We start from the raw sequence: 21,746 nt of genomic DNA on the forward strand, positions 1-21,746 counted from the left end.
ACCTAAAATTTAATATTGAATGTAACAGAAGGTAGAATCGGGAATAGGTAGATTAAACGGGCCTCTTTCTCAGTGCCATCTCCAATCACATTGTCATCATCATCTAGTCTAACCCTTGTGTAAATAGAGAAAGGATTCTTACGGCTATAAACGTTGTATAATGAGAAAACCCATGATGTTTCGTACTTCTTATCCTTATTCTTTTGAGGCACTAATGTTGCGCTTAAGTCAACCCTGTGAAAGTTTGGCAACCTAAAGCCGTTTCTCTCTGTAATCACATCTGCAATTTGCCCGTCACTGAACTCATAAGAACCGGAAGGCAAGGTAATTGGTCTCCCTGTTCCATAGGTAAACGACCCTCCGAAAGTCCATTTATCGCTATAATCATAGGTTCCAATAACGTTTAAATTATGGCGTCTGTCATGGTTAGCAACAAATGTCCTGTTCAAGTTCACGCCGTCAATTGTCCTTGTCACCTTAGATAAGGTATATGCCACGAAGCCAGTCAATTTACCCTTGTTCTTTTGAAGCATAAGCTCTAATCCATAAGCCTCAGAAGAGCCTTGCCTGAATTCGGTTGTTAAGTCTTGGTTAAAGAAGATTTGAGCGTTATCAGCGAAATCTGTTACATTTTGAATGTCTTTATAGAACGATTCTACTGAGAACTCATATCTATTATTGTTGAAGTTCTTGAAAAAGCCCACTGCGAATTGATCGGCCAATTGTGGTTTTAAATAAGTAGAACTCGGTGCCCAGGTATTAAATGGCAGTGGTACTGTGCCACTCGAAATCAAATGCGTGTTCTGTACCATTCGATTATAACTAGCTTTCAAACTGCTTGAATTATTTAATAACAGCCTCGCAGAAAACCTTGGCTCAAGATTTACATACGTTTTAATGTTCTCGAAACTTCCGTATTCTACCGAATCAATACGGATAGGGTTAACATTGTCTAACTTATCGAAATAGGTATAAACAGTGTTTTTACCTATATTTTGAAATACAGAGAGCCTAGCTCCGTATTCAAAAGTCAAGTTATCACTTACTTGATGTTGCAAACCGAAGTAAGCAGCATGATCCAGCGCAAATTCCTCTTGCAGTTCCGTTTCTTTAAAAATCGACTCCTCAGAAGGGATAATTTTACCCGGTGCAAATTTTCTATAAGTAATGTGATAGCCGAAGTCTAGTGTAAGCTTAGGGTTAAAGAAGTAATTTAAATCCTGCTTAAAGCTGTATTCCTGTAAGTTCGAATCCCATTGAAAGCCATCGGATTGTTGAGTAGAACCCAAACCGTAGTCGAAGCTACTAGCGATTAAGGAAGTATTCGAAAACAAGCGATCATTAAAGAGGTGATTCCATCGGAAAGTAGCCGTTTTATTACCCCAATCGAAACCGAAATTCCCATCAAAGTTAAAATCATCTCTTCCGGTATATATGGCTAAAAAGAATCTATTCTTGTTATTCGCTCGCCAATTCACCTTCGCATTTACATCGTAGAAATAAACTAAGTTCTTCTGATTGACAGCTCTTAAGGCTAAATCGATATACGATCTTCTAGCAGAAACAATAAAGGAACTTTCGTCTTTTTTAATAGGTCCTTCGAGCATGATACTACTGGCTAAAAGGCCTATTCCTGCCTCTCCTTCGAACTTTTTATTATTACCATCCTTAGTCCTCACTTCTAAAATTGAAGAGAGCCTACCTCCAAATCTTGAAGGTATTCCTCCTTTATAAAGCTCAGAATCCTTAATAACATCTGCATTGAATACTGAAAATAGACCAAAAAGGTGCGAAGGATCATAAACGGGTGCCTCATCAATAAGAATTAGGTTTTGATCGGCACTACCTCCTCTTACAAAGAAACTCGAAGTTCCTTCGCCAGCCGATACTACTCCTGGTAGCATCTGTATGGTTTTAATAACATCCGGTTCACCAAAAAGAGCCGGTAACTTTTTAAGTTGCTCTATATTCACCTCATTCCTACTCATTTGAATGTTAGTGACATTGGCATCTTCTCGTTCTGCCGTAACCACGATTTCACTTAATTCAACTGTTTCTTCTTCTAAATTGATGTTAAGTGAAACGTCTTTGTTCAGCTGAACTTTTTCTGATTTTCTTTGAAAACCGATATACCTATACTCAATGGTATAGTTCCCTTCAGGCAACGTAATGGAGTAAAAACCATAAGGATTCGTATTTACTCCTCCGCCTGTTTCTTTGATTAATACTGTAACTCCAATGAGTTCTTCTCCGGAGCTAGCATCTCGAACGTAACCGTTCAGTGTAAATTTGTCTTGAGCCTGTGATTCACTAAAAATCAACAAGGCACAAATGAAGCATATTAGTACGCGCATAGTGTTGTTGTGTGATTGAGTTTACCGGACTATCCGGTGACCTTTTCCCTTTGACGAGTACCGAGCTTGGTACACGTAGGCAAATCTCAATTTATTTTAAATTAAGTCGAATGAAATGGAAAAAGGTTGACTAAATGCCTGAATTTATTTCTTAGCAGCGCTTAAAAGGCTAGAAATGCCCTTTTCATTTTTTTGATTTTCGAAAACATAATGAGTGGCCTCATAGCCGAGTTCAAAGATTTCCTTGGCCATTTTAATATCGAAGGTTCCGTAAGACCTGAGGCCTTTTGGTTCTATGAGTAAGTCGCACATCTTCTTACTCCTAGTTACATTGGAATTAATACTCACCATTGAAATTCGTTCGATCATTTTCTTTGTACCTCCTAAAGACTCTTCCTTTAATACTGGCGATACATTGACGGCTATTACGAAGTCACTTTCCTTTCTTATCGCTTCTACTGGTAAGTTACTGACAAGCCCTCCATCCACATATAATTGATCGTTAATATTTATCGGATCAAAAACAAATGGAATACAACAAGAGGCCATCATGGGTTTCACCAAAACACCCTCGTCAAAAACCTGTGGCTCTCCTGTATTTAAATTCGTGGCGACAATCTTCAAAGGAATCTTAGTGGCACTAAAATCATCTCGTTTAAAGTGTTTTCGGAAAGCATCTTCGCTCCGACTCATGCTGAAAATTCCTTTCCAACTGAAAGCTGGCCAGACAATTTGAAAAAGATTGGTCTTAGAAACGATCTTCATGATTTCTTCTGGGGAGAAACCATTGGCATAAAATGCGCCTACTATAGACCCCGCACTTGTTCCAGAGATAAAATCTATGGTAATCCCTAGTTCTTCTAGTGCCTTTAAAACACCTAAATGCGCTATGCCTCTTGCTCCACCGCCTGATAGTGCTATTCCAACCTTCATGTGCCTTTTTTAATAATCTACTATAATATAAAACGGTTAGAGAATTTCGCGTAATGAAAACGTCCTGTCTAATCTAACACCACGATCTGTTCGTTTGACGGTACAACACTCGTTTACGGCATCATGTTCGAGAAAAAGTATGTATTCATTATCGGCCGCTTCCTCTAAAAAAGTTCCTTTCTCTTTTAAGGTAATTAACGGTCGGGTATCATAACCCATCACATAAGGCAAAGGAATATGACCAACTGAGGGAAGTAAATCAGCCATAAAAACAATGGTTTTGTCTTTATACTTGATTTTAGGCAACATTTGCTTGTCGGTATGTCCATCAAAAGTGGCAATATCAAATTGGTCAAAAGGTGATGATTCATTCAATCCAATAAAATTCAATTGTCCGCTCTCCTGAATTGGCAGAATATTTTCTTTTAGAAAAGAGGCTTTTTCTCGTTCGTTAGGTTTTGTTGCCCATTCCCAATGATCTTGGTTCGACCAATATTGAGCATTGGGGAAATGTAAAGCTAGTTTCTCTTTATTCTCTCCAACATAATCTACTCCTCCTCCACAATGATCAAAATGTAAATGCGTTAAGAACATATCGGTAATATCCGACCTATCAAAACCAGCTGCTTTCAATGAGCCATCTAAGGAATTATCTCCATGAAGGTAATAGTGACTAAAGAATTTTGCGTCTTGTTTATTCCCGATACCATTATCAATAAGAATCAACCTGTCTCCATCTTCAATGAGCAGACAACGCATTGTCCACGTGCACATATTTCGCTCATCTGCCGGATTGGTTCGCTCCCATAGCGACTTTGGTACAACGCCGAACATTGCTCCACCATCCAATTTAAAGTTTCCAGTGTTTATGATGTGTAAATCCATTGTTAACCTTAGTCTAAATAGTCCATTAGCTTAGGAACGAGCAAATTAATGTCTTCAAGCGTACGTTCATATATATCAAGTTTCTCTTCCTTCAAATCGCGCCACCTCCCTAAGAGATTTTGAAATTCTAACTCTTGAACAAATTTGTTGTTAGGTATTTGAGCGATGAAATAATCTGAATTCTTGGTCAAATACGGATCCATGTGCTCATCAATAAAATTCTGGCTTATTTCCAGAATCCGATCTGTTTGATAAGTTCTAATTCGATAAAAGAAGCTAATCTCGCTTCTAACATCAAAATCCGTAATGATATCAAGCTTGCCACCGCTTTTCAGTATTTCGTAAGTATTACTATTAATCAACCAGTTGTTACGGTTCATGAAATTACCTACATACCATTGAATCGAATCGTTTTCAAAATCCTTCTTACGGCATATCTCCATAAAGGCTTCAACTCTTTCGAGATTCTCTTCAATATTGGCAATTTGATATACAAAGGCTGCACTGTCAGACTCTAGGTCATTGATCATAGTTCTTACGAACTCATCTCCCATACCTATCTCCTTTCTTCGGTCGCCCCAATTACTCATCCAGAAGGCAACAGTGATTCCAATAATCACAATAATTATTTCAAGCACGATTGCCAAAAATGAATCTCTCTTTAACTTCATACTAGTTTATATTGTTGATTTTAGCGATTAACGAATCGCACTTATTAATCATGTTTTGATAGGCTGACTGACGACCGCTAAGCAGGTTATAGTAACTTCCCAAAAGGTTGAACGCTTTATTTGTTTTTAGAGGGGCATCGTCTAAAATACCATCTCTTGTTTTATCTCTGGTAAACTGAACATTCGATATGATATAGGGCTGAATGTGATTATCTGAGAGGTTTTGAATGACTTTATCTGCTCTTTCAATTTCTTTGTAAGCTACATTGTAAAGACCCGATAGCTCGGCTCGGAGTTCAAAATCTTGGATCAAATTCAAATCTCCTGAGTTGACCATAGACGTGTAGGTACCGTTTTTAGGATAGAAATGAGTGGCTAAATAGCCGCTAGTTGCGTGGTGAAACTTATAGGATTCTACAGGTGCCTGACTACCAACAAAATAGAAGACCTCTCCCACATAGCGCAATACGGTACTCGTTGAGTCATAAATAACTTTTAGATCAGCCTTGTCTTTCTCCAAATCTGACTTAATGGAGTTCAAGTAGTTCTTTTCTAATCTTCTTTCTTTTTTCGAATCTGACCAGCCTTCTAATGTAAAGGCTATGCTAATACCGATAATAACAACTATCAATTCTATAAAATGCAGTTTCCAAGAAATCTTTTGCTTCGCCATATCACTTTGTTGTGATTGAAATTAGCCAAAAACAAAAAAACCACAAAGCTTAGCTTTGTGGTCTCATATGATTGGGGTTAATCATTTATTCAACTACCTCTCCCATATTGGAGAACTTGTCTATTCTTGTATTGATTCTTTCTGAACTTGACATTGCAGAAAGCGTTTCAATCTCTGAAAGAATTCTTTCTTTCAAATTCTTGTACATCCAATCAGGATCTCTATGTGCTCCACCTAATGGCTCTTCTATAATGCCATCGATAAGACCAAAGCCTTGCATATCAGTCGCTGTTAACTTTAAAGCTTCTGCTGCTTGTTCCTTATAGTCCCAACTTCTCCAAAGGATTGACGAACAAGATTCTGGCGATATCACAGAATACCATGTATTTTCCATCATCAATACTCTATCTCCGATAGCAATACCCAATGCTCCACCAGAAGCGCCTTCTCCAATAATAATACAGATTACTGGCACTTTCAGCATAAACATCTCCTTGATATTTCTAGCAATGGCTTCTCCTTGGCCTCTTTCCTCTGCCTCAAGGCCTGGAAATGCACCTGGAGTGTCAATGAGTGTAACGATTGGTCTACCAAACTTTTCAGCCATTTTGAAAAGCCTTAGCGCTTTTCTATAACCTTCAGGGTTGGCCATACCAAAATTTCTCATTTGACGCTGTTTGGTATTTCTACCTTTCTGCTGCCCTACAAACATCACAGACTGGCCATTCAGGGTACCAAATCCACCAACCATCGCCTTGTCATCCTTCACGGTTCTATCACCATGGATTTCGACAAAGTCGTCAGTCATATTATAAATGTAATCTAGTGTATACGGCCTCTCTTCGTGTCTAGAAAGCTGAACACGTTGCCAGCGGGTGAGGTTCTTATAGGTATCAACTTTGAGCTTTTGGATTTTTGTTTCAAGCGCTTTTACCGCTTTAGATACGTCAACTTCACTGCTCTCCGCTAATTGCTTCATTTCAGTCAACTTACCTTCTAGCTCTATTATAGGTTGTTCAAATTCCAATGTTGTCAGATCTTAATTGATGAAGCTACAAAACTAAATATTAATGTCCTTTCGAACTTAATTTTTTCAGATAAATGCCAGTACATCTTTTTTGTCTATTTTCAGCTTTCAGTAGTTTAGCTAGATAGATCGCTGTTTTATGACAGAAATAGACAATTCCAATCTTCGTACGATTAAAAATATATTAATCCTCTTTGCGGCGATTTTAGTGATTGTAATTATAAAAACGCTTTCAGGGCTACTCATTCCTTTAGCATTTGCCCTTTTTGTAGGTATTTTACTTTCACCAGTTATTGAATATCTAGAGAAAAAAGGTTGGCCTTACAGTATTAGCATTACCCTGATCACCATTTTTACACTAGGGTTTATCTTTTTAATCGGCCTAGTCGTTTTCGATACAGGAACTCAAATTCTTGCTCAGAAAGGGAAACTATTAGCCCAAATGGAAGCACGCTTTGAGGTTATTCTCAGTCAAGTTGAGTTTATACCCGGCGTAAAGGAGCTTGAAGCTGATGGTTTTACCAGTGCACTGAACAGAATTATTTCTAAAGATTTTATCATGAGTACCTCTGGAGTTGTAGCTGGTCAACTCGGAACTTTCACTTTTAACTTCATTCTAAGTGCCGTTTACCTCGTTGCCGTTTTGGGCAGTATTGTGAAATACGAAATGTACATCAACTACTTGGAAGGCGATGATCAAACTGGGAAAGAAAGGCTGATTAATTCATTTGTTGAGGTTAAATCTTCTATTGTAAGCTACATGAAGGTTAAATTCTTCACCAGTTTCTGCACAGGCCTTTTCTTTGGCTTGCTTAGTTGGATATTCGGAATCGATTTTGCCCTTTTTTGGGGATTCTTGGCCTTCTTATTAAACTTTATACCAACAGTGGGTTCTATTGCCGCTACTATACCTCCGGTTTTGTTAGGACTTATTCAGATTGATAGCAGCGGTACTTTCGTGCTCTTTATCGCTCTTCTTATCGCCACGCAGTTTGTTTGGGGCAACGTAATAGAACCATTAATGATGGGGTCTTCAGTCGCCTTGAATACTGTTACTGTTATTCTTGGACTTGTTATTTGGGGATATATTTGGGGCATTTCTGGTATGCTTTTATCAGTACCACTAATTGTTATGGCCCGTGTTATTCTGGCACAAATACCTGATGCCGATCTCCTGGTAAAACTTATGGGACGCAGCAAACTGCGAAAAGGTAAATAATTATTCTCTCAAAAATGCGGCAACACTTCGAACATAATGCAATGGCGACTCAGTTTGCGCTGGTAATAGCGAAAGAAACGGAAGACTATGCACAAAATGCTGCAAAACAGGTTTTTAGCCTCATCGACGCGCTTGAGCATCAACTTAGTCGCTTTATTCCTGATAGCGATGTTTCACGGATCAACAGAATGAAGGCCGAAGATCAATTACCTATTGATTTTGAGACATGGGAAGTTTTAAAAATGGCTTTAGGAACGACTGCATTAACCTCTGGGGCATTTGACATTGGCGTAGCCAAACACATAGACATCTTCCGAGCTACAAAAACAGGCATTCTTAACGAATTTGAAATGAATAATGCCTTAACGAAAGTACAAGAAGAAAAAGTCGCTTCGCGGATATATGTTGACCCTGAAAAACCAATGGTCTATTGCCTAACGCCAGGTGCTCAATTTGACTTAGGTGGTATCGGCAAAGGTTATGCGTTAGACAAAGCAAATGATTTATTGGAAGAGTTAGGTATACAGAACTTTTCAATAAGTGCTAGCGATAGTACAGTTCTACTTAAGAATAATGAAGAGGACATCGAACATTGGAGTTATACCATCGCCAATGCCTCAGAAAAAATGGATTTACAATTGAGCAATATTGCTGTCAGCGCATCGGGCACCTCATTTCAGGGCAATCATATTTTCGATCCTAGGACGGGATTTAATGAACTTGCAAGTGGTCATAAAAGAATATGGGTTGCCTCTGAAAAGGCAGCTTATTCTGATGCCTTCGCTACTGCTCTTTTCATCGTTTCTACAGATGAAATACACGAGATTATAAAGAAAAGTGACAATATTATCTGGGTGGCATATTCAGAGGATGGACATCTTAAATTGGTGACAAAAAATAATTTATCTTAGGAGTCAAGAATTCAAAATCAACAATATCCAAATAAGAAGCGCATGGAAAACTCAGGTAGAAGAACATTCATCAAAACAACAGCACTTGTAGGTGGTGGTTTAATGATTGGTAATCCATTTAACATTACAGCAAATCCGTTGAAGGTAGCCGATAAGGTAAATATTGCCGTGGTTGGATGTGGTGGCCGTGGTCGAGGTGTAATTTTTAGCAACATCCCGAAAATTCCAAGTGCCAATTTGGTAGCGGTATGCGATATAGTTGAAAGCAGAAGAGAACGTTCAAAAGATAGATTCAATAAGCAGTATAATACTAAAGTGAAAGCATATGAAGACTTCTACGATATGCTGGAAAAAGAAGAATTAGATGCCATTGTGTTGACTACGCCTGATTTTTGGCATATGCAACATGCTGTAGATGCCTTGAATGCTGGTTTGCACGTTTACTGTGAAAAAGCCATGTCTAATAACATAAAAGACGCTAAAAAAATGGCTCAGGCCATGAAAAAGACTGGCAAACTCTTACAAATCGGTAGGCAGAGAAGATCGAATGATAGGTATCGCTTTACACATCAGATCTTACTAGAGCAGGAAAAAATGTTCGGCAGATTAACACATGCCATCGGTCAATGGAACCGTTCAGAAATCTGGACGCAACAGCCCAATAAATTGGACAGACTTGATCTGAAAAAGCTTGAAAGATATGGATTCAAAACAGCGGACGAGGTATATAACTGGCGAAATTACAAAGCACTTGGTGGTGGTGTGGTTTCTGATTTAGGTTCTCACCAAATTGATATTTTTAATTGGTTCTTTGGCGCATTCCCACATACTGTTTATGCTTCTGGAAACAACTCTTACTTTGGCTTAGAGCAAGCTGATACTATGGCCACAATTCTAGAATACGATACGCCAAAAGGACCAGCCATCGGTATATATGAAAATATTTCTAATTCTAGAGCAGTAGGCGTTTACGAACGTTTTATTGGAGATGATGGCGCTTTTATTATATCAGAAGGCAAAGACAATAAGATCTACCGTGAATCGAAAGTCGCAGCTGAAAACTGGAAAAAGTATATCGACAAAGGTTATATCTCTAACCTAGCTGATATGGAACAATATAAAGCGAAAGAATCTGGTGATTCAGGTATTAAGGAAACTGCTCCACAAATCAGTTATGACATCAAAGACATGAATGATATGGACAAGGTTTATAATCTTGCAGCGCATACGGCTCACCTTTACAATTTTGTAGAATCTGTGAGAGGTGAAGAAACCTTAAACTATGATGCGGAAGAGTCTTACAAGTCAGAAGTGTGTATCTATAAAATACACGAAGCCATCAACAAAGGTGGACAGAGAATCAAAATCAATCCGAAAGAGTATAATATTTAGATTGGTAATTAGTAGTTTTATCAACTATGCTATTAATAGGTGGAATTTCAGGTCCGGAAGCTCTTTTTCTATTATCTTTTTTCGGAATTCCACTGTTGCTTATTGTGGCAAGCTTGATTAGTATTTTAACGAGTGAGTTTAAGGACTCGCAAAACAAATTGATCTGGGTGCTTGTCGCTATTTTCGTGCCTGTTGTTGGTGCATTACTCTACTTGACTATTGGAAGGTCCCAACGCTTAAAAACAGAACCCATTTAGTTTTTAACCAAAAGAATAGCTTATGTTTTTCATGCTTATGCTCTTATACATCATTCCATTCCTGATTGTATTATGGGCTTTGATCGATATAATAAAGAATGAATTCAACCCAAGCCAGAATAAACTGATTTGGGTAATAGTGGTTATACTTTTACCTGTATTAGGTTCAATTCTTTACTTTGCTATCGGCAGACAGCAAAAAGTATAAGTTGATAATCAGACTTCCCAGTCTTTTTCGTGGTTGCTTACCTTCTTATTTGGAAGCATGAAAGGAGCTGCAATGGCAGCGATAAATAAAGCGATTACGATGAGAATAAACATGGTCTTATTTATTTGTTGCGAAGATGCGAATTACTTTAACATAAGTAAAGAAAAGCAGCCATAATTTATCCTTTCATTTACCTTCTTTCGGAGATTATAAATCTCTTTCTGATTATAGAACGGATTCCTAAAGGGAAGTGCCACCTCTAGTTGGTTAAATGACTAAATTAATCTTTAAACCAATGCCTCTTTGGAACCTTTGGATTGAATATATCAGAGGTAAGTTTAATGGCAGCCTCTATGTCTAGGTAATTCTCTACCTGCAAGAGCCGCTCATTTAAGTAAAAAGTAACCTTCTGTTCTACCCATCCCCCATTGACTTTCTTATGGTCGCTATATTGCACGTCTAAGCTTCTGCCTTGACCAACATCACTTATGCGTCTAACTGTGAAAAAATGATCAGCATCTATCCAAAACTGTTTGGATTTTAAGTCTCCCATTTTGGCACCAACCACATAGGCTCTTCTACCATTTAATCGATCTTCTCGGAAAATTGTAACATCATAGCCATAGTCCTCTAACTTCTCTTTTATTTTTGCCGGACTCATAAAGTACATTCCTCCTTTAAAAAGTAGAAATTCTTGAGGTTCTAAAGATGCTCGTTGAAGTTGATACTCTTGAAATCTATAAGCAGAATCGTTTCTAAAGATCACGAATCGTCCTTGATCATTATAGTCAATCCTGAAATGATCTGGATAACTAACGGCCTCATGCCAAATAGCAGTGTCTCTTATGGCACCATTTTGATCATACCGGATCGTTTCTTGTCGAAAGGTAAACTCCTTAAACCAAGTCTTTCGGTTTTTTACTTGCATCGCATCAAGCAATTGTCCCGTTTCGGAAATCTGTGCTTGGGCGAAAGAACAACCTAAGACCATCATAATAAGTATAGGCAATAATCTTCTCATAGAATAAAGCTACTAAACATAGGCCATTCGCCACTCTGCGAAAATTGCTAAGCCTGAAATGGATAAAATTCCTCCCTTTATTGATCCTGAGTTGACATTAAGCTCACTTTTTACCAACTTGACTTTTGATTGCGACGGCAGCTAAGTGAAAAGAATATTTATACTCTTCATACTCTTTCAAACGTTATGGAATTTCAACTCCAATGCCCAATCGACCCCAAAAACCGTTATCGCCGTTTCTGGTGATGGAATTCACAAAATTCTTATTAAAAACGGATTCGACCCAATAAAGTATTATAACGAGTTCATCCGACTGAACAAGAAAAATATTGGTAAAAGAAATGGACTTTATATTGGCAAGAAGTATACACTACCAGCAAAAAAGGAAAGTGATACTGAAACTGCTGCAAAAAACCCTAAATCATTAGTCAACCCTCTTTTCGGTAAAAAATATGAAAACGTACCGATCGAAGGTTCACAACTTAAAGGCGCTATTTACTATCTTATTTCGGGCCATGGAGGTCCGGACCCTGGTGCCGTAGCTAAAAAGAACGGCAACACTTTAGCTGAGGACGAATATGCCTATGATGTAACCTTACGTTTGGCGAGAGGGCTTATGGCCCAAGGCGCAGAAGTTTACTTGATAATTAAAGATGAAAATGACGGTATCCGTGATCAATCAATTCTAAAAGTTGATTACGATGAGGTCAATTATCCGAATCAAAAGATACCTAGGAGTCAAAAATTAAGATTAAGACAACGAACAGCTTCTGTGAATAAACTGTTTAAGCAAAAAGGTAAAGCTTATCAGCGTCTTATCGTGACTCATGTGGATAGTAGAGGTCAGAAAGAAAATGTAGATGTGTTCTTTTATCATCATAAGAGCAGTAAAAATGGTAAAAAGCTGGCTGATCAGCTTCAAACTACTTTTAAGAAGAAATATGAGCAGTACCAACCAAATCGTAAATACACAGGAACGGTAAGCAATAGAAGCAATCTGTATGTTATAAGGAATACCCTCCCACCTATGGTTTACATTGAGTTAGGCAACTTAAAAAATACCAGTGACCAAAGAAGAATTCTAAATTCTGGTAACAGACAAGCTTTAGCTGACTGGATTACCGAAGGCCTACTGGCAGATTACAAATCATCTAAGTAAGGGCTTTCAGCTTCTTTTTCACCTAAATCAGAACGATCACCCTGATCAGGATTAAATTCACTTTATGGATAATCAGTGTATTGCTTCTTTGAATTGACTAATCATTTAGTTAGTATAGAGTACATAAGCTCTTCAAATCCTTTTAATGCGCAATACATCTCTTCTACTTCTTTTGATTTGCCTTTTATATTCGTGCAGTACGTCGTCAAAAGAGAACAGTAAGGCTAAAGGTTCGAACAAAGAAGACCTTTTAGAACACTATTTCATGGATTTGAGTGCACCCAAAACCAAATTCACGGACATTATTGAATCAGTTGAATTGATACGATTAGAAGAAACCGAATTTTCACTCCTATCAAGAATACGGCAGGTGCTATGGCATCAGAACAGACTCATTGTGAACAATGGTAATAGAGAGGTCTTTATTTTTGATGCTACTGGAAACTTTGTCAACAAGATCAGTCGATTTGGAGATGGACCTGAGGAATATGATCGGATTTCAGAGTTATGGATTGATGATGACAGATTATCGATCTATTCTAGGATTTCAGGTACTATTAAGACTTACACCTTTGACGGAGCATTTATTTCCTCAACACGTATACCCTCAGAATTTGCCCGTATGGGTCACTTGCTTCCCTTAAAAGACCAATATGTGATTGAGACTAATTTTTCTGCTCTAAATGACTCATCTCGGTATAAATGGGTAAGCTTAGATAAAAATTTCAATGTTAGCGGTAAATATCTTCCATTCGAGCTTACTGATGAAGAACCGCCACCACACTATTCTAGTGGTTTGCCCATTGCTAATTATAAGGATGGTCTTTTGTTGTTTCGCTCCCATTCCGATACCATTTATCAATTTACTAATGATAGTCTTACTCCATTAATTCATCTTGACTTTGGCAATAACTGGCACTGGAAAGGTCATTCACGACCTACATATGAGATGCTCGGTAAGGTTGAAACGGATGATATACCTAAGGCTTGGGAAATAACGGCTCACATCAGCGAAAACTATGCGTACGCTAAAGCTTTGATAGGCATGTCGCATTGGGAGCACTTTATAATAGATCGGAATTCAGAGGTAATAACAAGATTAGACATTAGAAAAAACTTAGTCGATGAATTTGAAATATCTCCCCTAAAATGGGTGGATAATAAGCTCTCGTTTACGCTTGCATCTGCTGATGTTGCTGAGTTTTTAAGTAGGTTATCGAAAGATCGAATCACTTATCGCGAAGGCACTTCATTGTCGGCCATAGAAGTGTCTGAAAATCCTGTTTTGGCCTTATTCACTTTTAAAAACAACGACTAATGCCTCTCATTAGAAATACCTCAATGCTTATTTCAACTCTTTTCATCATACTTTCTTGTGGGACTTCGGAAAAAGCAACTAAAGAAGGAATCGTTGACATTGACAATTTTAGAGCTTATCCGATTGACGTTGATGTTAAAGAGAGAAGTGTTTTTCAATTTGTAGAAAGTGTTAAGGTATTAGGACTTGAAGAAACTAATGAATCACTTTTAGAGAACCTTACCGATGCGATTTTTTTAGATAATCATATTGTTTTTAAAAACGGCCGACAGGAGGAAATCATGGTTTATTCAGAAGGCGGTAAGTTTTTAACCAAAATCAAACAACAGGGTAATGGACCTGAAGAATATGTATCGATTAGAAATCTTTGGGTAAATGATAACCTGATTCAGGTTTATGACGGGAGACATGTGATTAGTTTTGATTTAGCCGGTGATTTTGTCAGTGTTTTGTCTTTAAAAAATCGTGTATCTCATTTGCATGGCAATACAAATGGATTTGTGGCCGATGTCGGCCGAGCACCTCTTGACGGTGATTTGAGGTACAACTTAGAATTCTTAAATGAGGAGCTAGAACGAGATACGCTGGCTATACCGTATACTAAATTAAAGAAGACTAGCATATTCTGGCTGTCTACTCCTTTTTCTCTTTATAACAAAGATGTAGCCTACCAACACACGAATGGTGATACACTTTATAAGATCTTATCAGACGGAGCTGCTCCGCTTCTTTCCGTAGATTTTGGCGAAAAATGGATATGGAAAGACGAAGCGGTTTATGATAACATACAAAAACAACGTATGCTGAGGAGTGAAAACGGAGCTATTAGTATGTTTTTCATGCGGGCTTCCCAAAATTTCATCTATGCTGATGCCATAAGAAGTGGAAAATTCTTAATCAACCGAGCGACAGGTGATTACCAAAAAATTACCTTCAACAAAAATGGTGAAGGCCAATTCTATCCTAGATATATCAACTGGGTTAATAATGAATTAGCATTCTCTCTAAGTTCCGCAGACATTGGTGAATTTTTAAGCCAACTAGACCCTGCAAAAGTTCAGTATTTGGCTGACCATACACTAGAAACCATTGAAACATCGGAAAATCCGGTAGTGATTTGGATCAAGTTTACGAGTGATCTAAAGTAATTAAATCTTATGGTCTATCATCAGCGATCGTTTTATCTAACGATCGTAATAGACTTTAACCCATCAATTCTGACGACTTAACTAACACGTAATGCTAAAGGTTATCGCCTACATAATCAAGCAATAAAAAACCCGCATACCTTATGGTAGCGGGTTCAAAATCATTTTGACAATCAGTTATTCGACAATGGCAACTGTAACTTCCGAATTGGCCTCGATTAGCTGGGCATTATCATAAATAAATAGGCTCAATGACTCATCTGAAGCATTCTTGATGGTAACATTGGTTTTAGTAGCCGATATCTTGAGGTTGCGTTCTCTGAACTTGATTTTGAAAGAGTAAGCATCCCATTCATCAGGCAACGAAGGACTAAAATATAACTCTCCATTTCTTACCCTCATTCCTGCAAAACCTTTAGCAAACGCCATCCAAGTACCCGCCATAGAGGTTGTATGGCAACCGTCTTCTGTATCGTTGTTATAGTCATCTAAATCCAAACGAGCTGTTCTAATATACATCTCATAAGCTTTGTCTTTACGACCTAACTTAGATGCTAAAATACCATGTACGCATGGTGATAGAGATGATTCATGAACGGTTAAAGGCTCGTAAAAATCGAAATTCCTTTCGATAGTTTCTAGATCAAACTCATCTTCAAAAAGATATACTCCTTGGAGTGTATCGGCTTGTTTAATGTAACAAGAGCGCAAGATTCTGTCCCATGACCACTTTTGATTAATTGGCCTGTCTTCAGGTGCCATATCATCAGTTTTGATCAATTCTTTATCCAAGAAACCATCTTGCTGCAGAAAAACACCCAATTTTTCATCGTACCCTAAATACATATGATCGAGAATGTGATTCCATTTTGTGGTTTCTTCTTCTTTATCAAAGTTTAGCTTTTCGAGCAATGTAGAAAGCTTGGGGTCATCTTTGAAAGTTTCTAAACCTTCCAGTGTATACTTGAGTGTCCACAAAGCCATTTTACTAGTATACCAGTTGTTGTTGACGTTGTTTTCGTACTCGTTTGGTCCCGTTACGCCAAGCATAACGTATTGGTTCTTAGCCTTTGACCATTGTACTCTTTGGGACCAAAATCTGGAGATAGCAATGAGTACTTCTAGACCATAGTCAACCAAGTAATGATTGTCTCCATGATAGTTGATGTAATCATATATGGCATACGCTATTGCTCCATTACGGTGAATTTCTTCGAACGTAATTTCCCATTCGTTATGACATTCTTCACCATTCATGGTTACCATCGGATAAAGTGCAGCACCACTGGTGAAACCTAGTTTTTCAGCATTTTCGATAGCTCTACCTAGATGCTTATAGCGATACATTACCAAATTTCTCGCTACTTCTCTATCGGAAGTGGCTAGATAAAACGGTAAACAGTATGCTTCTGTGTCCCAATAAGTGCTTCCTCCGTACTTTTCGCCAGTAAATCCTTTGGGCCCAATATTTAATCTCTCGTCTTTTCCAGTATAGGTCTGGTTAAGCTGAAATATATTAAAGCGAATACCTTGCTGAGAAGAAACGTCTCCCTCAATGGTGATGTCACTCATTTTCCAGTTTTCAGCCCAAGCCGCTTTCTGCTCATCCATCAGCGCATCGAAACCAGTTGCCATAGCTGCTGAAACTTGATCACTACACTCTGCCGCCAAAGTGTCCTTTTCGAAGTTCATTGACGATATATTCGCGGCATATTTGTAAATGGTAAAGGGCTTACCTTCAGTAACATTACCTTTTTCGCTTACCTCAACGTATTTCTCTTTGTGGGCAGTTGTTCTTCCATTTCCAGACCATTCTCCACCAATATTAAAGCTCATTCCCGTAGCTACCCAAAAATCTGTTTTCTTGGTGCTTGCCACTATATAAGAGAAGTCTGCATTGGCATCTTTTTTCTGTTCTACCCAGAACTTCTCATCATAATTAGAATCTGCATTCACCACATCAAAATCTACATAAGGAGTGATCTTCGCTTCTCCTGAGAAGTTAAGCGGTGTGACTTGATAGGCAATTGCTCCAATTCTATTACGAACCATGCTATTAAACCTTGTTGTAACTACTTCCACAGATTTCCCACTTGGCAAAGTGGCCGTAAATGCCCTCTGCAAGTAGCCTTCTTTCATATTAAGTTCTCTACGGAACTTGGTAACTTCTGCCGAGTGTAAGTCTAATGTTTCTCCATCAAACTCAATGTTAATTCCTATCCAATTGGCAGCATTCAATACTTTTGCAAAGTATTCTGGATATCCATTTTTCCACCAGCCTACCCTTGTCTTATCAGGATAGTATACACCTGCCACATAATTTCCCTGAAGTGTAGCACCAGAATACTGTTCTTCAAAATTGGCTCGGCCACCGAACATTCCGTTACCTATACTAAAAATACTTTCCGAAATCTCGTTGTATTCAGGAACGAAACCCTCTTCTATTATCGACCAAGGGTCATGCTTGATGTAATTCTTCATTACTGTATAATGCTTTTAAGAAATCAATATCTACGTTAGTTAAATCATCGACCACAATATCGGCCTGACTTAATACTTCAGGAGAGCCAACGCCAATGCATTTCATCCCTCCATCTTTTGCTGCTTTTACGCCAGAAATAGCATCTTCTAAAACGACGCATTCTTTAGGTTGAAAACCTAGACGCTCTGCCCCTTTTAGAAATACTTCTGGATTAGGCTTGGATTTAGTGATTTGGTTACCATCCACAATGACTTTGAATACTTTATCTAAGCCAACACATTTTAATATTTGGGGGGTATTTTTACTTGCTGATCCAATAGCAATTGCAATATCATTGGCTTCTAGGGTATCTATAAAATCAATAACCCCTGGCAAAATATCACTAGGTGTCATACTGGAAATAATATCAACATAGATGGAGTTTTTACGCTCTGTATATGCCTGTATTTCCTCATCTGATTTTTCAATATTACCTAATGACAGGATATGCTTCATCGAATCGAAACGACTCACACCCTTTAGATTTTCGTTCTCCTTTTCGTCGAAAGGAACACCTACTTCGTCGGCCATGGCCTTCCAGGCAGTGTAGTGTGCTGGTACAGTGTCAACTATAACGCCATCCAGATCAAAGATGCATGCTTTTGGTAAACTCATTTAAAATTTGGGTAGTGACCTCGGATCATTTCCTCAGTCTCTTCAAGGGATTTAAAAACTTCAAAAGTTGTGCCTTGGGTTCTTTGTGCTCCTAGCGCATTGGCGTACATGGCGGATAGTATAAAATTATCTCCTCCATCTTTCAAACCATAAGCTAAGCCTCCGGCAAACGAGTCTCCGCAACCGGTAGTGTCGATAACATTTTCCATGTAAATGGAAGGCACAAACTCTTCTTTTAACTCGCCGTTCACTTTCGTAAACACTTTACAACCAGAAGAATCTGTGGTGATTATCAATGCTTTAGGGCCCTTATCTAGGATATAATCAGCCATCGGCCTTAAGTGGGCTTGACCAATATCATCTAACAAATCCGTCAATTCGCTTTCAGCGTACTCATGCTTATACCAAGTACACCATGATTCTTCTAAATTCATTTTAAGCACATCGATATACGGAAGCCATAAGTCCCTTTCAACCCAGAACTTCTTATGCCGATCGCCACTAATGGTCATGGTATGTGTAGGGCCATGTCCATCGAAAATGATTGTTCCGTTGCTATGTTCTTTTAAATACTTAAGTGTATCGAGTACAATTTCATGATCAGTAATTGGAACAAAAACGAATGCATCGCAATCAATAAATGGTGCCAAATCTTTAGGCATAATAGGGTTCATAAAAGCGGTCTGCTTTTCTTCCCTAAAGTTCTGATCGATGAATTTTAATTTTATCACATCTCCACTATCAGCTTCATCACTAACACCAGAGGTATTAATAGCCGGATATGGGGCGAAAAGTTCCTCAACAGGTGGAGTATCTACTTTTCTAATATGAGAAATAGGATAAACCGTACCCGAATCTTTTAATAATTGGGCAAGACCAATAACAGGATGGGTTATGCATCCATATTTTTCAATCACCTCTCCTTTGTGGGTAGTGATATGGTCACGTGGGATTGGCCCCACAACAGCTACTTTATAATGTTTGCTCATACTAACTGAAATAAATCCAAAGCGCTGCGATTATCGCAATAAGAACGATAGTTAGCAAAGTATCCAACCTCTTTTTCCCTGATTCCGTTTGCACTCCTCTTTCATAGGTAATTCCATCTGTCTTTTCGGCTGGTGGAGCGGGTGTCATTAGACTTACAATAATTAAAACTGCACTACAAACTACAAAAAGGAATATGGCAAAATGCAGGAAATTAATATCGGCAAAGTCATACAAAAAGCCTGATAGTGAATCTTTATTCAGTTCCAAAATGAATCGAGTAGTTCCTATGACCAACCCAGTCATTAAAGATGCCATAGCACCTTGTGAATTAAGCCTTTTAAAGAAAATCCCTAACAAGAAGACTGCTGCAATTGGTGGTGAAATATATCCTTGAACGCTTTGTAGATAAACAAAGAGCGAGTCACTTACATTTTGCATGAATGGAATCCAAGCCAAACCAATTCCAACCATAACTATGGTAGCTACCTGGCCGATTCTTACTAAATTTTTCTCACTAGTTTCTGGCTTCCATCTTTTGTACACATCTATAGTAAAAATGGTAGAACAAGAATTAAATACCGAAGATAATGAGCTCATCAAAGCAGCTAATAATCCAGCAATCACTAAACCTCTTACTCCTGCGGGCACCATGGCCTTAACCATCACTATTAATGATTGATCGTTACTTTCAAGCTCTAATAAACCTTTCTGCGATAGTGCGTATGCTATAATACCTGGGACTACGAATAAAAAGAGAGGTAGCATTTTTAAGAACCCTCCGAAAATTGTTCCTTTTCTAGCCTGATCAATGTTTCGAGCAGATAAAACTCTTTGGACAATATATTGGTCTGTACACCAATACCATATTCCTAATATTGGTGCTCCAAAGAGAATACCAGTCCAAGGAAAATCAGGGTGATCCATCGGCTGCCACATGTCAAAATAGCTATCACCAACCGTGGCTTTCAATTCGCCCCAGCCCCCTAGCGCATTCAACCCGTAAACAGTCACGGCAATAGACCCTCCTATTAATACAAACATCTGAATCATGTCTGTATAGAGTACTGCTTTGAGTCCTCCAAAAATGGTATAAACTCCTGTTGCAACTACAATAATGAGAGCCCCAGTCCAGAAGGATACACCAATTGCGGTAAATACAATAGCGCCTGCGGCAATTGTCACAGATATTTTTGTTAAAATATATGCCGCAATAGAAATCCACGTCAAATAAGTTCTGGCACCAGAAGAGTACCTTTTTTCCAAAAATTCCGGCATGGTAAACACTCCACTACGAACGTAAAAAGGCACAAATACCCAACCTAGAAGTAGTAGCATAAAACCAGCAAGTATTTCAAATTGACCTACAGCTACGCCTGAACTTGCGCCTGAACCTGCCAGTCCAACAAGGTGTTCGGAGCCAATATTGGATGCAAAGAGTGATGCTCCAATTACGAACCAGCCTACATTTTTACCGCCTAGAAAGTAATCAGAAGAAGATGTGTTGACTTTTTCCTTTATTGTGGCCCATGCTGCTATACCAAATACAAGGAGGAAATAGCCAGCTATGATGACATAATCGAGGCTAATTAAATCTACCATGAAAGAATTTTAAGATTGAAAAAAATGGTTAATTGGAGTTGACCAGCTCGTATACACGAACATAATCAATTTCCATACGGTTTGGAAAGATATCGTTTGCAATACCATGCTTACCACCCCAGCTACCGCCTATAGCGATATTTAGAATAAGGTAGAAAGGATGGTCAAAAGGCCAATCATCAGTATTTACACCAGTATTTTTAAACTGATGGTATTGTTCTCCATCAATAAAAAAGTCAATTCGATCTTTAAACCATTCGACCGAATATACATGAAATGCTTCATCGAAATCAGTCACAAGTGTTGAATCACCTTTTTGTGTTCCGTACATATGGTTGAATGATTGGGTATGTACCGTACCGTGGATCATTCCGGGCGCATAGCCCACAGCTTCCATAATATCTATTTCACCGCTTTTAGGCCACCCTCCATATTTATTTTGATTTGGAAGCATCCAAATGGCAGGCCAATTGCCTTTACCAGAAGGAACTTTTGCCTTCACTTCAAATCGTCCGTACTTCCAACTGGCTTTATTTTTTGTAACCAGTTTTGCCGATGAGTAAGCACGTTTTCCTAATGAATCATTATGGGCTTCAACGATAAGTTTGCCTTCTTCGATTCTTACATTTTTCGGTCGATTGGAATAGTGTTGAAGCTCATTATTGCCAAATCCACAAAGTTGAGGACAACCGTCACCTACATAGGTGGTCCATTTTGAGCCATCTAACACTTCCTGATTAAATTCATCTTGCCAAACCAACTCCCATTTTTTTTCAGCACATGATATGCTCAAGAAAATGAGGCATGAGAGTAAAACGAAAGAAAGTACTGACTTCATGAGGAGG

The 21,746-nt window shown here is 38.4% G+C and carries 20 protein-coding genes; 8 read left to right on the forward strand and 12 right to left on the reverse strand.

Translation table 11 applies throughout. From position 1 onward, the window contains the following. Nucleotides 1–2: 2 nt before the first annotated feature. The 6 genes from JXQ92_RS05885 to JXQ92_RS05910 all read right to left on the reverse strand — a co-directional run bounded on the left by JXQ92_RS05885 (nt 3) and on the right by JXQ92_RS05910 (nt 6,495). The gene (locus JXQ92_RS05885) at nt 3–2,354 is read right to left on the reverse strand and encodes a TonB-dependent receptor (protein ID WP_421985666.1); all 2,352 of its coding nucleotides are present in this window, start codon (nt 2,352–2,354) and stop codon (nt 3–5) included. A 144-nt stretch (nt 2,355–2,498) separates the two neighbouring features. Further along, complete coding sequence (locus JXQ92_RS05890; protein ID WP_421985667.1) at nt 2,499–3,287, reverse strand: patatin-like phospholipase family protein; 789 nt, start codon at nt 3,285–3,287, stop codon at nt 2,499–2,501. A gap of 36 nt (nt 3,288–3,323) precedes the next feature. Then, complete coding sequence (locus JXQ92_RS05895) at nt 3,324–4,172, reverse strand: MBL fold metallo-hydrolase (protein ID WP_421985668.1); 849 nt, start codon at nt 4,170–4,172, stop codon at nt 3,324–3,326. Between the two features lie 8 nt (nt 4,173–4,180). Next, on the reverse strand, nt 4,181–4,843 hold the full coding sequence (locus tag JXQ92_RS05900; protein ID WP_421985669.1) for a hypothetical protein: 663 nt from the start codon (nt 4,841–4,843) through the stop codon (nt 4,181–4,183). Between the two features lies 1 nt (nt 4,844). Then, nucleotides 4,845–5,516 (reverse strand): DUF6090 family protein, encoded by a 672-nt coding sequence (locus tag JXQ92_RS05905; RefSeq protein ID WP_421985670.1) that lies wholly within the window; start codon nt 5,514–5,516, stop codon nt 4,845–4,847. A gap of 85 nt (nt 5,517–5,601) precedes the next feature. Further along, nucleotides 5,602–6,495 (reverse strand): acetyl-CoA carboxylase carboxyltransferase subunit alpha, encoded by an 894-nt coding sequence (locus JXQ92_RS05910; protein WP_421985671.1) that lies wholly within the window; start codon nt 6,493–6,495, stop codon nt 5,602–5,604. A gap of 187 nt (nt 6,496–6,682) precedes the next feature. On the opposite strand from JXQ92_RS05910, the gene JXQ92_RS05915 reads away from it, so the two are divergent. From JXQ92_RS05915 to JXQ92_RS05935, 5 genes are read left to right on the forward strand one after another with little or no spacing between them, the layout of a single operon-like run. Next, on the forward strand, nt 6,683–7,762 hold the full coding sequence (locus tag JXQ92_RS05915) for an AI-2E family transporter (RefSeq protein WP_421985672.1): 1,080 nt from the start codon (nt 6,683–6,685) through the stop codon (nt 7,760–7,762). 14 nt (nt 7,763–7,776) lie between these two features. Beyond that, a complete protein-coding gene (locus JXQ92_RS05920; protein WP_421985673.1) occupies nt 7,777–8,673 on the forward strand; it encodes an FAD:protein FMN transferase in 897 nt (298 codons plus the stop codon). 42 nt (nt 8,674–8,715) lie between these two features. Next, nucleotides 8,716–10,065 carry a Gfo/Idh/MocA family protein gene (locus tag JXQ92_RS05925; RefSeq protein ID WP_421985674.1) on the forward strand — a complete coding sequence of 450 codons (1,350 nt, stop codon included), beginning with the start codon at nt 8,716–8,718 and terminating at the stop codon, nt 10,063–10,065. 26 nt (nt 10,066–10,091) lie between these two features. After that, nucleotides 10,092–10,322 (forward strand): PLDc N-terminal domain-containing protein, encoded by a 231-nt coding sequence (locus JXQ92_RS05930; RefSeq protein WP_421985675.1) that lies wholly within the window; start codon nt 10,092–10,094, stop codon nt 10,320–10,322. A gap of 37 nt (nt 10,323–10,359) precedes the next feature. Further along, nucleotides 10,360–10,530 (forward strand): PLDc N-terminal domain-containing protein, encoded by a 171-nt coding sequence (locus JXQ92_RS05935; RefSeq protein WP_421986414.1) that lies wholly within the window; start codon nt 10,360–10,362, stop codon nt 10,528–10,530. A 280-nt stretch (nt 10,531–10,810) separates the two neighbouring features. Here the strand turns inward: JXQ92_RS05935 and JXQ92_RS05940 are convergent, their stop codons facing one another. After that, a complete protein-coding gene (locus JXQ92_RS05940) occupies nt 10,811–11,551 on the reverse strand; it encodes a hypothetical protein (protein WP_421985676.1) in 741 nt (246 codons plus the stop codon). 145 nt (nt 11,552–11,696) lie between these two features. Between JXQ92_RS05940 and JXQ92_RS05945 the strand changes: the two genes are divergently transcribed. The 3 genes from JXQ92_RS05945 to JXQ92_RS05955 all read left to right on the forward strand — a co-directional run bounded on the left by JXQ92_RS05945 (nt 11,697) and on the right by JXQ92_RS05955 (nt 15,176). Next, complete coding sequence (locus JXQ92_RS05945; protein WP_421985677.1) at nt 11,697–12,710, forward strand: N-acetylmuramoyl-L-alanine amidase family protein; 1,014 nt, start codon at nt 11,697–11,699, stop codon at nt 12,708–12,710. Nucleotides 12,711–12,855: 145 nt separating this feature from the next. After that, nucleotides 12,856–14,028, forward strand: coding sequence for a 6-bladed beta-propeller (locus tag JXQ92_RS05950; protein ID WP_421985678.1), 1,173 nt, complete (start codon nt 12,856–12,858; stop codon nt 14,026–14,028). Beyond that, nucleotides 14,028–15,176: a 6-bladed beta-propeller gene (locus JXQ92_RS05955; protein ID WP_421985679.1), complete on the forward strand. Its 1,149-nt coding sequence runs from the start codon at nt 14,028–14,030 to the stop codon at nt 15,174–15,176. The genes JXQ92_RS05950 and JXQ92_RS05955 overlap by 1 nt, the downstream gene beginning before the upstream one ends. Nucleotides 15,177–15,353: 177 nt before the next feature. On the opposite strand, the gene JXQ92_RS05960 is transcribed toward JXQ92_RS05955, so the two are convergent. From JXQ92_RS05960 to JXQ92_RS05980, 5 genes are read right to left on the reverse strand one after another with little or no spacing between them, the layout of a single operon-like run. Next, complete coding sequence (locus JXQ92_RS05960) at nt 15,354–17,657, reverse strand: family 65 glycosyl hydrolase domain-containing protein (protein ID WP_421985680.1); 2,304 nt, start codon at nt 17,655–17,657, stop codon at nt 15,354–15,356. After that, on the reverse strand, nt 17,635–18,312 hold the full coding sequence (gene pgmB / locus JXQ92_RS05965; protein WP_421985681.1) for a beta-phosphoglucomutase: 678 nt from the start codon (nt 18,310–18,312) through the stop codon (nt 17,635–17,637). The genes JXQ92_RS05960 and pgmB overlap by 23 nt, the downstream gene beginning before the upstream one ends. Then, entirely contained in the window at nt 18,309–19,301 is a 993-nt protein-coding gene (locus JXQ92_RS05970; protein WP_421985682.1) for a carbohydrate kinase family protein, read from the reverse strand. The genes pgmB and JXQ92_RS05970 overlap by 4 nt, the downstream gene beginning before the upstream one ends. 1 nt (nt 19,302) lies before the next feature. After that, entirely contained in the window at nt 19,303–20,901 is a 1,599-nt protein-coding gene (locus JXQ92_RS05975; protein WP_421985683.1) for a sodium:solute symporter, read from the reverse strand. Between the two features lie 28 nt (nt 20,902–20,929). Then, nucleotides 20,930–21,739 (reverse strand): glycoside hydrolase family 16 protein, encoded by an 810-nt coding sequence (locus JXQ92_RS05980; protein ID WP_421985684.1) that lies wholly within the window; start codon nt 21,737–21,739, stop codon nt 20,930–20,932. Nucleotides 21,740–21,746 lie beyond the last annotated feature (7 nt).

Source organism: Roseivirga sp., assembly GCF_049099775.1.
Classification (GTDB): domain Bacteria; phylum Bacteroidota; class Bacteroidia; order Cytophagales; family Cyclobacteriaceae; genus Roseivirga.